The organism is Microbacterium sp. SY138 (genome assembly GCF_039729145.1).
GTDB lineage: Bacteria > Actinomycetota > Actinomycetes > Actinomycetales > Microbacteriaceae > Microbacterium > Microbacterium maritypicum_A.
The window spans coordinates 3,075,012-3,088,322 of the sequence record NZ_CP155793.1 but is presented as its reverse complement, the minus strand read 5'-3'; the positions used below and the strand labels follow the sequence as shown (position 1 = coordinate 3,088,322).

Annotated in this window: 14 protein-coding genes; 8 read left to right on the top strand and 6 right to left on the bottom strand. The window is 70.3% G+C overall.

Annotated features, from left to right (window positions below; translation table 11 throughout):
• From ABDC25_RS14810 to ABDC25_RS14780, 7 genes are all read left to right on the top strand, one after another.
• The gene (locus ABDC25_RS14810) at window positions 1-660 is read left to right on the top strand and encodes a response regulator transcription factor (RefSeq protein WP_029258937.1); all 660 of its coding nucleotides are present in this window, start codon (window positions 1-3) and stop codon (window positions 658-660) included.
• The gene (locus ABDC25_RS14805) at window positions 657-2,264 is read left to right on the top strand and encodes an SLC13 family permease (RefSeq protein ID WP_021201101.1); all 1,608 of its coding nucleotides are present in this window, start codon (window positions 657-659) and stop codon (window positions 2,262-2,264) included. Before ABDC25_RS14810 ends, ABDC25_RS14805 begins: the two co-directional genes overlap by 4 nt.
• A gap of 119 nt (window positions 2,265-2,383) precedes the next feature.
• Entirely contained in the window at window positions 2,384-3,586 is a 1,203-nt protein-coding gene (locus tag ABDC25_RS14800) for a glycerate kinase (protein WP_347123403.1), read from the top strand.
• Window positions 3,587-3,643: 57 nt separating this feature from the next.
• Window positions 3,644-4,114 (top strand): MaoC family dehydratase N-terminal domain-containing protein, encoded by a 471-nt coding sequence (locus ABDC25_RS14795; RefSeq protein ID WP_021201099.1) that lies wholly within the window; start codon window positions 3,644-3,646, stop codon window positions 4,112-4,114.
• Window positions 4,114-4,512, top strand: a complete 399-nt coding sequence (locus ABDC25_RS14790; protein ID WP_167255610.1) for a MaoC/PaaZ C-terminal domain-containing protein — start codon at window positions 4,114-4,116, stop codon at window positions 4,510-4,512. The genes ABDC25_RS14795 and ABDC25_RS14790 overlap by 1 nt, the downstream gene beginning before the upstream one ends.
• Window positions 4,513-4,525: 13 nt before the next feature.
• Entirely contained in the window at window positions 4,526-5,659 is a 1,134-nt protein-coding gene (locus tag ABDC25_RS14785; RefSeq protein ID WP_021201097.1) for a UDP-N-acetylmuramate dehydrogenase, read from the top strand.
• Between the two features lie 77 nt (window positions 5,660-5,736).
• Complete coding sequence (locus ABDC25_RS14780; RefSeq protein ID WP_347123400.1) at window positions 5,737-6,138, top strand: VOC family protein; 402 nt, start codon at window positions 5,737-5,739, stop codon at window positions 6,136-6,138.
• On the opposite strand, the gene ABDC25_RS14775 is transcribed toward ABDC25_RS14780, so the two are convergent.
• The 3 genes from ABDC25_RS14775 to ald form a co-directional block, all read right to left on the bottom strand.
• Window positions 6,096-6,533 carry a hypothetical protein gene (locus ABDC25_RS14775; protein ID WP_347123398.1) on the bottom strand — a complete coding sequence of 146 codons (438 nt, stop codon included), beginning with the start codon at window positions 6,531-6,533 and terminating at the stop codon, window positions 6,096-6,098. The genes ABDC25_RS14780 and ABDC25_RS14775 overlap by 43 nt on opposite strands.
• Window positions 6,534-6,631: 98 nt before the next feature.
• On the bottom strand, window positions 6,632-7,831 hold the full coding sequence (locus ABDC25_RS14770; protein WP_021201094.1) for a pyridoxal phosphate-dependent aminotransferase: 1,200 nt from the start codon (window positions 7,829-7,831) through the stop codon (window positions 6,632-6,634).
• 81 nt (window positions 7,832-7,912) lie between these two features.
• Window positions 7,913-9,007, bottom strand: a complete 1,095-nt coding sequence (gene ald / locus ABDC25_RS14765) for an alanine dehydrogenase (RefSeq protein WP_021201093.1) — start codon at window positions 9,005-9,007, stop codon at window positions 7,913-7,915.
• Window positions 9,008-9,110: 103 nt separating this feature from the next.
• Here ald and ABDC25_RS14760 point away from each other — a divergent pair, with 103 nt between their 5' ends.
• Complete coding sequence (locus ABDC25_RS14760) at window positions 9,111-9,629, top strand: Lrp/AsnC family transcriptional regulator (RefSeq protein ID WP_029258929.1); 519 nt, start codon at window positions 9,111-9,113, stop codon at window positions 9,627-9,629.
• A gap of 13 nt (window positions 9,630-9,642) precedes the next feature.
• On the opposite strand, the gene ABDC25_RS14755 is transcribed toward ABDC25_RS14760, so the two are convergent.
• The 3 genes from ABDC25_RS14755 to aceA all read right to left on the bottom strand — a co-directional run bounded on the left by ABDC25_RS14755 (window position 9,643) and on the right by aceA (window position 13,294).
• On the bottom strand, window positions 9,643-10,074 hold the full coding sequence (locus tag ABDC25_RS14755; protein ID WP_021201091.1) for a hypothetical protein: 432 nt from the start codon (window positions 10,072-10,074) through the stop codon (window positions 9,643-9,645).
• A 98-nt stretch (window positions 10,075-10,172) separates the two neighbouring features.
• Window positions 10,173-11,843, bottom strand: a complete 1,671-nt coding sequence (aceB, locus tag ABDC25_RS14750) for a malate synthase A (protein ID WP_347123395.1) — start codon at window positions 11,841-11,843, stop codon at window positions 10,173-10,175.
• A gap of 125 nt (window positions 11,844-11,968) precedes the next feature.
• Window positions 11,969-13,294, bottom strand: a complete 1,326-nt coding sequence (aceA, locus tag ABDC25_RS14745) for an isocitrate lyase (protein ID WP_347123393.1) — start codon at window positions 13,292-13,294, stop codon at window positions 11,969-11,971.
• Window positions 13,295-13,311 lie beyond the last annotated feature (17 nt).

The window sequence follows — 13,311 nt, the reverse complement described above, 5'->3', positions numbered from 1 at the left end:
ATGCGCAGCATCCTCATCGCGGAAGACGACCCGCACATCACCTCGTTCGTCCGCCGGGGCCTGCGCGCGGCCGGCTACGAGACCGCCGAGGCGGCCGACGGCCACACCGCGCTGCTGATGGCCCGCAGCGGCATGTTCGATCTGGTGCTGCTCGACATCGGGCTCGGCGGCATGGACGGTTTCGACGTGCTCGCCAACCTGCGTGGCGAGGGCGTCGCGACACCGGTCATCATCCTCACCGCCCGTGACTCGGTCATCGACACGGTGCGGGGCTTGGAGAGCGGGGCGAACGACTACGTCACCAAGCCGTTCCAGTTCGCCGAGCTCATCGCCAGGGTGCGGCTGCGGATCGGCGACGGCGAGGGACGCGCGGCCGGGCCCGTGCTCACCCACGGCGATGTGCGGGTGGATGTGCGCGCCCGCACGGTCACGGTCGACGGCGACATGCGCGAGCTCACCTCGCGGGAGTTCGCCCTGCTCGAGGTGTTCCTGCAGAACGCCGGCCAGGTGCTGTCGCGCGACCAGCTGATCGGGCACGTGTGGGGGATGGACTTCGATCCGGCCTCCAACGTGGTCGACGTGTACGTTCGGGCACTGCGCGGCAAGATCGGTGTCGATCGCATCGAGACGGTGCGCGGGGCGGGATACCGATTCCGATGAGTGATCCCACCCATACTCATGCCGAGAACGCGCGCCGGCTGGCCGAGCCGTCGGCGGTCGAGCGCACGCGATTCTCGACGATGCCGCCGCAGCGCCCGACTCCGTTCCCCGGTCGCAACCCGGCCGGAGGTGGCTTCGCGGTGCGCCGGCTCGGGCGTGGGCGCATCCTCAGCCTCCTCGCCCTCGGACTCGTGCTGATCGCGGGGCTCGCCATGGCGCTGTCGTCGCTGTCTCAGGGCGCCGGCCCCGGCCGGGTGACCATGCCGATCGCCGTGACTCTCACCGTGTTCCTGCTCGCGGTGTGGGCGTGGACATCCACCGGCCTCGATGACACGCTCGTCGCCTTCCTCGCCGCGATCGCCCTGATCGTCACCGGCGTGCTGCCGGCGAGCGACTTCTTCGCCTCCCTCGGCGACGAGACCATCTGGCTGCTCATCGGCGCGTTCGTGATCGCCTCCGCAGTGTCGTCCTCCGGCCTCGCTCTGCGCGGTGCCTCGCATCTGCTGCGGTTCGCACGCGGGCCGCGGAGCCTGTTCCACCTGACGACCGTAGCCCTCACGCTCACCGCCTTCGCCGTGCCCGCCACCTCCGGGCGCGCCGCGCTCGCCGTCCCGGTGCACACGGCGGTCGCGGCCGCGCTTCCCGGACGCGAGCGGGTGATCCGCGCCCTCGCCCTGCTGATGCCGACCGTGGTCCTGCTCTCGGCCGTCGGCTCGCTGCTCGGCGCGGGGGCGCACATCGTGACGGATCAGCTGCTGCGGGCCGCGGGCGAGCAGGGCTTCACGTTCCTGAGCTGGCTCTGGCTCGGGCTGCCTCTCGCCACGGTCTCGTCGCACCTGGCCTGCGAGCTCATCCTCTGGCGCTTCACCTGCCGCGACGACCGCAGCACGCCGCTGCGGATGAGCGCGACGGATATCGGTCGCTCCGCATCGACCGCCGTGACCGGACCTCTCAGCACCATGGAGCGACGCGCTGGCGTGCTGCTGGGCGGCGTGATCCTCCTCTGGGCCACGGAACCGCTGCACCATCTGTCGCCGGCATTGGTCGCCCTCATCGGAGCCGTCGCCGCCGTGACGCCCGGGATCGGCTGCCTGACCTTCCCCGCTGCGATCAAGCGCGTGCCGTGGTCGCTGCTGCTGTTCCTCGCCGCGACTCTCGCGCTGGCATCCGCGCTCACCAGCACGGGCGCCGCCGCCTGGTTGAGTTCGTCGGCGCTCGCCCCGCTCCGGGGGCTCGGCGCCGCGGGAGCCGTCGCGTTCGTGCTCGTGGTCATCGCGATCTCGACCGCCGCGCACCTGCTGATCCCGTCGCGGTCGGCCCGCTCCGCCGCGATCGTCCCGGTCGTGATCGCGCTCGCTCCCGCACTCGGCGTCTCCCCGATGGCGGCGGCGTTCGCCTCGACCGCCGCGGCCGGGTTCTGCCACACGCTCCCCAGTTCGGCGAAGCCGGTCGCCATGTTCGCCGACCCCGACATCGTGAGCGGGGGCTTCACCCCGCTGGACCTGCGCCGGCTCTCGGTGCTGCTGGCACCGGCGATGTTCGTGCTCGTGGCCGTCTTCGCCCTGTGGGTGTGGCCTCTGATGGGGCTGCCGCTGCTGCTCTGATCCGCGGCCCCGGCCCATCCCACACCCGCTTCACTCCGCGTGCACCGCCGGTGCACCGGTGCTCGTCGTGCCCGCACACCGGGCGCTCGTCGCCCGTCTCGGGCGCAGAAGGAGGAATCATGTCGATCCACACCCCGCAGCGCATCCTGGTCGCACCCAGTGGCTTCAAGGAGAGCCTGAGCGCCGAGGCCGTGGCCCAGGCGATCGCCGCCGGCGTTCGTCGGGTCATCCCCGGCGTGCAGGTGGACGAGTACCCGGTGCCGGACGGCGGAGAGGGCACGGCCGCCGCGCTCGCCGCGGCGACCGGAGGCGAGCTCATCCCGGCACGGGTGACGGGCCCCGTCGGCGACCCGGTGGACGCGCATTGGGCGCGGCTCGGTGGGCACGCCATCGGGACCGCCATGGTCGAGATGGCCTCGGCAGCGGGTCTGCGGCTCGTGCCGCGCGATCGCCGCGACCCGGGGGAGACGACGACGCGTGGCGTGGGCGAGCTGATCGCCTCTGCGCTGGACGCCGGTGCGGAGCGGATCGTGGTCGGCTGCGGCGACTCCGGCACGAGCGACGGCGGTGCCGGAGCGCTCGAAGCGCTCGGCGTGCGCATCCTCGACCGCGACGGTGTGCCGATCACCGCGGGCGGGCGGCATCTCCGCGATGCGGTGCGCCTCGATCTCGCGGGTCTTCATCCCCGCATCGGCGAGGTCGAGATCGTGCTCGCCTGCAACATCCACAACGTCCTGTGCGGACCGCGCGGCGTGGCCAGGGTGTTCGGTCCGCAGAAGGGAGCGACGTCCGAGCAGGTCGAGGAGCTCGCGGACGCCCTCGACGTCTGGGCCGGTCTGCTTGAGGAGCAGAGCCCGTTCGGAGCGGCGATGGATGTGCGCACCGGCGGCGGCACCGGCGCCTCTGGCGGGCTCGGGGCGGGTCTCGCCGCCGTGCTCGGTGCGCGTCTCGCCCCGCGTTTCGAGGTGCTCCTCGACAGCGGGCTGCTGCCCGAGCCCCTCGATGAGCTGATGGCGGTGGCCGATCTCGTCATCACCGCCGAAGGGGCGATCGACTTCCAGACGCCTCGGGGCAAGGTGCCGGCCGAGATCGCGATGCGCGCCCGAGTCGCCGGCGTCCCGGTGCTCGGCATCACCGGATCGCTGGGTGTCGGCGCGCCGACCGTGCATGACATCGGCATCGACGCGATCGCCTCGATCATCACCGTGCCGATGCCCCTCGAACAGGCGGTGGAACACGGCGAGGCACTGCTGCGCGACGCCGCGGAGCGCAGCATGAGGATGGTGCTGCTCGGATCGGCGATGTCCGCGCGTGCGGCCTGAACTCCCGGGAGCCGACCCGCGGCCTGGGTCGCCGCCACCCCTCGGTAGGATCGAAGGGTGGCAGTGAACCAAGATCTGGTCGGCCGGGAGTTCCCGCCGACGGCCCCGTACCTCGTCGGCCGCGAGAAGGTGCGCGAGTTCGCTCGTGCCGTCTTCGCCGACGCCCCGCAGCACACCGACCTGAAGGCGGCCCGCGCGGCGGGCTTCTCCGACGTCGTGGCGCCGCCGACCTTCGCGATGGTCATCCAGGACCTCTCGCTCCAGCAGCTCCTGGGGCAGGAGGATTCCGGCATCGTGCTCGCGCGCACCGTCCACGCCGAGCAGCGCTTCACCTACACGCGCCCCATCGTCGCGGGCGACGAGCTCACCGCGCAACTGCGCGTCACCGGCATCCGGATGATGGGCGGCAACGCGATGATCACCAGCGAGGCCGAGATCACCGACCCCGCGGGTGCCCACGTCGTCACCGCCACCAGCGTGCTGCTGGTCGGTGCCGAGCCGAGCGCGGATGAAGGAGAGGCCGCCTGATGGGCTACACCGTCGGAGACGTGCTCGCCGAGCGCACCGTACACCTGACCCGCGAGTCGCTGGTGCGGTACGCGGGAGCGTCCGGAGACTTCAACCCGATCCACTACCGCGATGATGTCGCCGCGTCCGTCGGGCTTCCCGGCGTGCTCGCGCACGGCATGCTCACGATGGGCATCGCCTCGTCGGTGGTCGTCGCGGCTCTCGACCCGGCCACGCGCATCCTCGACTACGGCGTGCGCTTCACCAAGCCGGTCGTGGTCGACCCCGACGAGGGCGCTGATATCACCGTCGTCGCCACGGTCGGCGCCGTCGACGACGAGTCCGCGCGCATCGACCTCAAGGTCACGTTCGGCGACACCACCGTGCTCGTCAAGGCGCAGCTGCGCGTCGCTGTCTGATGAGGGCGAGCTGATGCGGGAGATCGAGCCGGTCCGTCTGGCGGAGCTGACCACGCTGCGCACAGGAGCAGCACCGGAGCGGATGTTCGAGGCGACGACGACGGCGGGTCTCGTCGATGCTCTGCGTGAGACGTGGGCGCGCGGCGACGAGTGGTTCGTCCTCGGTGGCGGCTCCAACCTCTTCGTGGGCGACGAGCCGTTCGAGGGCACGGTCATCCGCGTGCGCACCGAGGGCATCGAGGAGCTGCCGTCCCCGCACGCCGGCCGCATCCGTCTGCGCGCGCAGGCCGGCCACGGGTGGGACGACCTCGTCGCCTATGCCGTCGCCCACGGGTATGCGGGCCTCGAGGCCATGAGCGGGATCCCCGGCACGGTCGGCGCCGCCCCCGTGCAGAACATCGGGGCGTACGGGCAGGAGATCCAGGAGACGCTGGTCGAGGTCGAGCTGATCGACGAGTCGACCGGCGAGATCTCGACGGTTCCCGCTGCCGAGCTCGGGCTGGGTTTCCGCACCTCGGTGCTCAAGCATCACCATGGCAGTGTGCCGCTGCGCCGTGCCGTGATCCTCTCCGTGACCGTCGACCTGCTGATCGCGGGCGAGCGTGTGGTGCGCGGTGAGCAGCTGCGTCGGGCACTGGGTCTGACCGATGAGACACCGGTTCCGCTCGGCTGGGTGCGCGAGCGCATTCTCTCGACTCGCGCGTCGAAGGGCATGCTGCTCGACGCGGATGACCCCGACACCCACGGCGTCGGCTCCTTCTTCCAGAACGCGATCGTGACGGCGGCGGTCGCCGGCTCGTTGCCCCCGGAGTGCCCGCGCTGGCCGGTCGCCCCCGATCTGGACGCCGTGACCGTGATCCCGTTGGCGTCTTATGACGGACAGGTGCCGCTGTCGAAGCCCGCGGCGGTCTCCGACGTGAAGGTGAGCGCGGCGTGGCTGATCGAGCAGGCGGGCATCCGCAAGGGGTTCAAGCTCCCGCGCTCCCGCGCATCCGTGTCGACGAAGCATGCGCTCGCGCTGACCAACCGTGGCGGGGCGACCGCGGGTGAGGTCGCCGAGCTCGCCCGGTTCATCCAGAGCAGGGTGCACGCCGAGTTCGGTCTCGTGCTGCAGCCGGAGCCGGTTCTCGTCGGCGTCGAACTCTAAGGCGTCGAACGCCAAGGCGTCGAACCGCAAGGCGTCGAACCGCAGGACACGTCGGCTGTCGCGGCTACACTCGCGGCATGAGCGGATTGATCCCGTACCTGCTGTTCCCCGGCAACGCCGCGGAGGCGCTGCGTCATTATCGATCGGTGTTCGGCGGTGAGCTCCAGCTGCTCGACTACGCCACCGCGGGGAGGCACGACGGCCCCGGCGATGCGATCGCGCACGGGCAGCTGAGCGGACTGGTCGAGATCGCCGGAGCGGATGCCGGAGCCGATGACGATGCCGTGCAGATGGGCGGCATGTTCCTCTCGCTCCTCGGCACGGCCGACGCCCTCACTCTGACCGACTGGTACGACGAGCTCGCCGTCGGAGGCCGCGTGATCGACGCACTGCAGAAGCGACCCTGGGGTGACTTCGACGGCACGCTCGTCGACCGTTACGGCGTGCGCTGGCTGATCGGCTTCCGTCCCGAGGACTGAGGTGTCCCGCTGCCGAAGTAGGAACGAGACGACGGCAGGAGGATCAACACGACCGCCGCCGTGGTGACGGCGAGGGCCGCGATGGCGACCCAGAACTCCCAGATCGGGGCTGCTACCGCCGGAACATAGAGCGCGAGCGGGAGCGGGAACAGCAGGGTCGCGTATCGGGCCCATGACTTTCGTCTGATCACGAGCACCGTGATGGTCGCGTAGACGACCACCGGTACGAAGGCGAGCGCACTGAGCCACTGACGCGACTCTCCTCCCCAGTACCAGAGGAAGGGAGCGACCGCGAGGGAGAGGAAGAAGACCAGCACGGTCACCGTGATCAGGATGGGGAATGCCACCCGCAGAGTCAGTGGCATCCGCTCATACTCCTGCTCGCCGTTCGTCATGCCTCCAGTATCGCTGACCCCCGCCTGAGGGCAGGAGACGTCGTGGCGAAGGCCCCTCCCATCTGCAGACGGGAGGGGCCTTCGTCGGGTTCCGCGGGTCAGGCGAACAGACGCTGCAGGCGCTGCACGCCCTCGAGCAGCTGCTCGTCGCCCAGTGCGTATGACATGCGGATGTAGCCGGAGGGACCGAAGGCCTCGCCGGGGACGACCGCGACCTCGGCCTGGTCGAGGATGAGATCGGCGAGTTCGAGCGAGGTGGTCGGGGTCACGCCGCCCCAGGTGCGGCCCAGCAGGCCCTGCACGTCGGGGTACACGTAGAACGCGCCCAGCGGGTTCGGCACGACGAGGCCGTCGATCTTCGACAGCTCCGAGACGATCAGCTGGCGGCGACGGTCGAAGGCCTGGCGCATCTGCTCGGCCTCGTCCTGCGGGCCGGTGAGCGCGGCGATCGCGGCCTTCTGGGCGACGTTGTTCACGTTGCTGGTGAGGTGCGACTGCAGGTTGCCGGCGATCTTGATGGCATCGGCCGGCCCGACCATCCAGCCCACGCGCCAGCCGGTCATGGCGTAGGTCTTCGCGACGCCGTTGACGAGGATCGTCTGGCCGGCGACCTCGGGCACGGCGTCGACGATCGAGGTGGCCTTGACGCCCTCGTAGGTGAGGTTCTGGTAGATCTCGTCGCTGATGATCCAGATGCCGTGCTCGAGCGCCCACTCGCCGATGGCCTTGGTCTCCTCGGCGGTGTAGACGGAGCCGGTGGGGTTCGACGGGGAGACGAACACGAGGGCGGTGGTGCGGGCGGTGCGTGCGGCTTCGAGCTGCGCGACCGTGACCTTGTACTCCTGGTCGGCCCCGGCGAAGACCTCGACGGGGGTGCCGTCGGCGAGGCGGATGGCCTCGGGGTACGTGGTCCAGTACGGGGCGGGCAGCAGCACCTCGTCGCCGGGGTTCACCACGGCCTGGAAGGCCTGGTAGACCGACTGCTTGCCGCCGTTGGTGACGATGACCTGGCTCGGAGACACCTCGAGTCCGGAGTCGCGGAGGGTCTTCGCCGCGATCGCCTCGCGCAGCGCCGGGAGGCCGGGAGCGGGCGTGTACCGGTAGCTCGCCGGGTCGGCCAGAGCCTCGGCCGCCGCATCCACGATGAACTGCGGCGTCGCGAAGTCGGGCTCGCCGGCAGCGTACGAGATGACGTCCTTGCCTTCGGCCTTGAGGGCCTTGGCCTTGGCATCGACCTTGAGGGTCGCGGACTCGGCGATGGCGGACAGCTTGCGGGAGAGGGGAGCGCGTTCGGTCACGATTACGAGCGTACTCGGGTCGGCGCGGCAGGAGAGGTGTGGGATGCCGCCAAGATCCGGAGTTCTTTCGGGTTCGGAAGGTCAGTCGGTCGTGAGTCCGTGCGCCTGTGCGACGGCCGGAAGCGTGATGCGTCCGCCCTGCACGTTCAGACCCGCGGCCAGCGCGGCGTCGTCGGCCGCCGCCCGCTCCCAGCCCTTGCCGGCGATCGCCGAGACATAGGGGAGGGTCGCGTTCGTCAGTGCACGGGTCGCGGTCTCGGGAACCGCGCCCGGCATGTTCGCCACGCAGTAGTAGATCGAGTCGTGCACCGCGAATGTGGGGTCGTCGTGGGTGGTCGGGCGCGAGCCCTCGAAGCACCCGCCCTGGTCGATCGCGATGTCGACGAGCACGGACCCCGGCTTCATCGCGGCGACCATGTCGTCGGTCACGAGCTTGGGGGCCGCGGCACCGGGGATGAGCACGGATCCGATCACGAGGTCGGCGGTCTTGAGCTCTTCGGCGATGTCGTAGCGGCTTGACGCACGGGTCTCGAGGGCGCCGCCGTAGCGGTGCTCGAGCTCGCGCAGACGCGGTAGGGAGACGTCGATCACGGTGACCTTCGAGCCGAGTCCGAGGGCGTTCGCCGCGGCGTGTTCTCCAGCGACGCCGCCGCCGATCACGACGGTTTTGGCGCGCGGCGTGCCGGCGATGCCGCCGAGCAGCATTCCACGTCCGCCCTGGGAACGCAGCAGCGAGTACGAGCCCATGGTGACCGAGAGGCGTCCGGCGATCTCGCTCATCGGCACGAGCAGCGGCAGGCTGCGGTCGGAGAGCTGCACGGTCTCGTACGCGACGGCGGTGGTCCCCGCCTCGACGAGGGCCGTCGTCAGCGCGCGGTCGGCAGCGAGATGCAGGTAGGTGAAGAGGGTGAGGTCGTCGCGCAGGAAGCCGTACTCCTGGGCGATCGGCTCCTTGACCTTGATGACCATATCGGCCTCGCCCCACGCGTCGGCGGCGGTGGCGACGATCTCTGCGCCGGCGGCCCGGTAGTCGTCGTCGGTGATGCGCGAGCCGAGCCCGGCCCCGGACTGCACGAGCACCCGGTGGCCCTCGTGCACCAGACGGTCGGCGCCGGCGGGAGTGAGGGAGACGCGGTTCTCGTTGTTCTTGACCTCGGTGGGGACGCCGATCTTCATTGATCCTCCAGGTTCGATGCGGTGCGGCACCCAGGATCGCAGAAACATCGACAGAACAACAGAATTGGTGAAGATGATTCGTGTGATGCGGAAATCCTGAATAATGCTTCGTATGGAGACCACCTCAGAGGCCCCGGAGCCGAACACCGTTCGGGCCCCCGCCCTGGATGCGATCGACGCCAGGATCGTGCAGCTGCTCACGGCCGACGGGCGCATGACGAATGCCGAGCTCGCCGGGCGTCTGGGTGTCGCGCCCTCGACGGCGCACACCCGGCTGCGGGCGCTCGTGGATCGTGGCGTGATCACGGGCTTCCACGCGAGCGTGGACGAGCGGGCGCTCGGCGCGGGCCTGCAGGCGATCATCGGCGTCACGCTGCGTCCGAGCGGACGCCGGGAGAGCATCGTGGAGTTCGCGGACCGCGTGCGCGTGCTGCCGCCGGTGATTCAGCTCTTCTTCCTCGGTGGCGACGACGACTTCCTGCTGCACATCGCGGTCGCCGACTCGTCGGAGATGCGCGAGTTCGTGCTCGAGCATCTCTCGGCGCAGAGCAGCGTCGCCTCCACACGCACGAGCATCGTGTTCGACTACCACCGCAACTCGGTGGCCGCTTCCTTCCGCTGAGGGCTGCCGCGGGTCAGGCGCCGTAGGACGCGGGCAGTGCGCAGTAGTCGGCGAACCGCCGCGTCGGGTGCGCGGGGTCGGTCACGTCGACGATCGCACCCGCGACCGTGTGCGGTGGCTCGTCGCCGGCCAGCTGCCACACCGCGTAGTTCCACATGCCCCTGGTGCGCTCGCCGAGCAGAGTCGCCGGTCCGGAGACGAGCAGGATGTCGCCGCTCTTCGGGCCTTCGCGGAACGCGGTGACCACGGAGCGGAGCTCGGCCTCGGCACCGTCCGGTGAGTGGTCGCGGATGACCGGCTGCCCTGACGCCGTCAGCGCGGCCGCGAGGTCGTCTGCCGCCTGTCGCGAGCGCCCGGCATCCGCCCCGGCCACCGCGAGCAGTCGTCGGCCGCGCGGGTAGAAGTGCAGGAACTCGGAGGCGATGTCCGCCCAGACGTCGGTCATGCGTCCAGGCTACGCCCGGGGAGGGGTATGGGAGCGGGAACAGAGGGAGCCCCCGGGACCACGGCGGATGCCGCAGTCCCGGGGGCTCCCTCGTCTGCTCAGTCCTCGTCGATCAGGAACCGGCTGTAGGCGCCCAGTGTGAGGAAGGTGGGGAACTCCTCCTGGAGGGCGACCTCGCGGAAGATCTCCGCCGCGTCGTCGTACCGGTCGCCGTGGCTGCGCGTCGCCTGCGCGAGCACCTGGGCGATCAGACCCTCGATGTACTCCGCCGTGATCGGGGTGCCGTCCTGAGTGGTGCGGTCCTGGTGGATCCACTGCCACACCTGCGAGCGGCTGATCTCGGCCGTCGCGGCATCCTCCATCAGGTTGTCGATCGCCACGGCCCCGAGTCCGCGCAGCCAGGCCTCGAGGTAGCGGATGGCGACCGACACGTTGTCGTGCACGCCCTGTGCTGTGATGGGCCGGCCGATGTGCAGGTCGAGCAGGTCGCGGGCCTCGACGTGCACGTCGTCACGCTGGCGGTCGACCTGGTTGGGGCGGTCGCCCAGCACGGCGTCGAACTCGGCCTGAGCCGTGGGGATCAGGTCGGGGTGGGCCACCCAGGTGCCGTCGAACCCGTCGCCGGCCTCGCGCTTCTTGTCGGCGGTGACCTTCTCGATCGCGCGTGCCGTCACCTCGGGGTCGCGGCGGTTGGGGATGAACGCGCTCATGCCGCCGATCGCGAAGGCGCCCCGCTTGTGGCAGGTCTGCACGAGCAGATCGGTGTACGCCCGCATGAACGGCACCGTCATCGTGACCTCGCTGCGATCGGGAAGCACGAAGCGCGCCCCGCGGCCGCGGTAGTTCTTGATGATCGAGAAGATGTAGTCCCAGCGGCCGGCGTTCAGGCCCGCGCAGTGGTCACGCAGCTCGTAGAGGATCTCGTCCATCTCGAACGCCGCCGGCAGGGTCTCGATCAGCACGGTCGCGCGGATCGTGCCGTGCGGGATGCCGATGTACTCCTCGCTGAACGAGAAGACGTCGTCCCACAGCTTCGCCTCCTCGCTGGACTCCAGCTTGGCGATGTAGAAGTACGGTCCGCGACCGCCGTCGATCAGCGCCTGCGCGTTGTGCAGGAAGTAGAGGCCGAAGTCGACCAGGGAGCCGGATGCCGAGGTGCGACGACCGGCGCGGTCGATGAAGGCGATGTGCTTCTCGGGCAGGTGCCACCCGCGAGGGCGCATCACGATCGTCGGCGTGCGCTCCGCCGTGACGCGGTACTCCTTGCCGGGGCCGGATTCAGAGGCAGGCGATGTGAACGACAGCTCGCCGCGGATGGCGTCACGGAGCGACAGCTGCCCCTCGATGACGTTCTTCCAGGTCGGGCTCGTGGCATCCTCCTGGTCGGCGAGCCACACCCGCGCGCCGGAGTTCAGCGCGTTGATCGTCATCTTCGGGTCGGTCGGTCCGGTGATCTCGACGCGGCGATCCTCGAGGCCGGGCCCGGCACCGGCGACCCGCCAGTCGCGATCCTCACGGATGTGGGCGGTGTCGTCGCGGAACTTCGGGTCATGACCGTTGCCGATCTCGAAGCGACGGCGCATGCGGTCGGCGAGGCGGTCGTGGCGACGGGAGGCGAAGCGGTGGTGCAGCTCGGTGAGGAAGGCGACCGCTTCGGGGGTCAGGATCTCCGCGTAGCGGTCGCGGAGGGGGCCGGTGACCTCGATCGCGGGACCCTGCTGGGTCGTCTGGATCGGAGCCGTGGTCGGGGGAGCGGTGGGAGTGGTCATGATCGTGAGTCCTTTGAGTCGTGTCGGGTACTGCGACGAATGCGTCGAGCACCGCGACGAAGAGGGGCCACGCGCCTGGAGGCTCCGCGCGGCGCGCCAGCGCCGTGTGGAGGGGGGCGTGGGGATCAGTGGAACTGCGCGGCTTCGGTGGAGCCGGCGAGGGCGAGTGTCGCGCTGTCGGGGTTGAGCGCGGTGGAGATGACGTCGAAGTAGCCGGTGCCCGCCTCGCGCTGGTGCTTGGTGGCGGTGTAGCCGTCTGCTTCTGCGGCGAACTCGGCTTCCTGCAGCTCGACGTACGCGCTCATGGCGCGATCGGCGTAGCCGCGGGCGAGGTCGAACATCGAGTAGTTCAGGGCGTGGAAGCCGGCCAGCGTGATGAACTGGAACTTGTAGCCCAGGTCGGCCAGCTCCTGCTGGAACGTCGCGATCTCGGCGTCCGACAGGTGCTTCTTCCAGTTGAAGCTCGGCGAGCAGTTGTACGCCAGGAGCTTGCCGGGGAACTGCTCGTGGATCGCTGCGGCGAACGAGCGGGCGAGCTCGATGTCGGGCTCTCCCGTCTCGACCCACAGCAGGTCGGCGTAAGGGGCGAAGGCGAGGCCGCGGCTGATGACCGACTCCAGTCCGGGCCGGATCCGGTAGAACCCCTCGGTGGTGCGCTCGCCGGTGGTGAACTGCTGGTCCCGCTCGTCGAAGTCGCTGGTGAGCAGGTCGGCGGCGAGGGCATCGGTACGGGCGATGATGACGGTCGGCACTCCGGCGACGTCGGCCGCGAGGCGGGCCGCGTTCAGGGTGCGGATGTGCTGCTGGGTGGGCACGAGCACCTTGCCGCCGAGGTGGCCGCACTTCTTCTCGCTGGCGAGCTGGTCCTCCCAGTGGATGCCGGCGGCACCGGATTGGATGAGCGACTGCGCCAGCTCGTAGGCGTTCAGGGGCCCTCCGAAGCCCGCCTCGGCGTCGGCGACGATCGGCGCGAGCCAGTCCTGCGTGGTCTCGCCCTCAGCGTGCTCGAGCTGGTCCTGGCGGATGAGCGCGTTGTTGATGCGGCGCACGACTGCCGGCACCGAGTTCGCGGGATACAGCGACTGGTCGGGGTAGGTCTGACCGGCGAGGTTGCCGTCGGCGGCGACCTGCCATCCGGAGAGGTAGATGGCCTTGAGTCCCGCCCGCACCTGCTGCACGGCCTGGCCGCCGGTGTAGGCGCCGAGCGCACGGACGTAGTCCTCGGTGTGCAGGAGGTTCCACAGATTGTCGGCACCGCGATGGGCGAGCGTGGCCTCTTCGCGGACCGAACCGCGGATGCGGATGACGTCTTCGGCCGAGTAGGTGCGCTCGACGCCGTCCCAGCGGGGGTCGGTGTCCCAGATCTCCTGGAGCTCGGCGGCCGTCTGAACCTGGTCGCCGGCTCGCAGACCGGCGGGGCGGGGCGTCGGGGTGTGGGCGGTGTTCGTCATGGTGTCTCCTCGGTGGA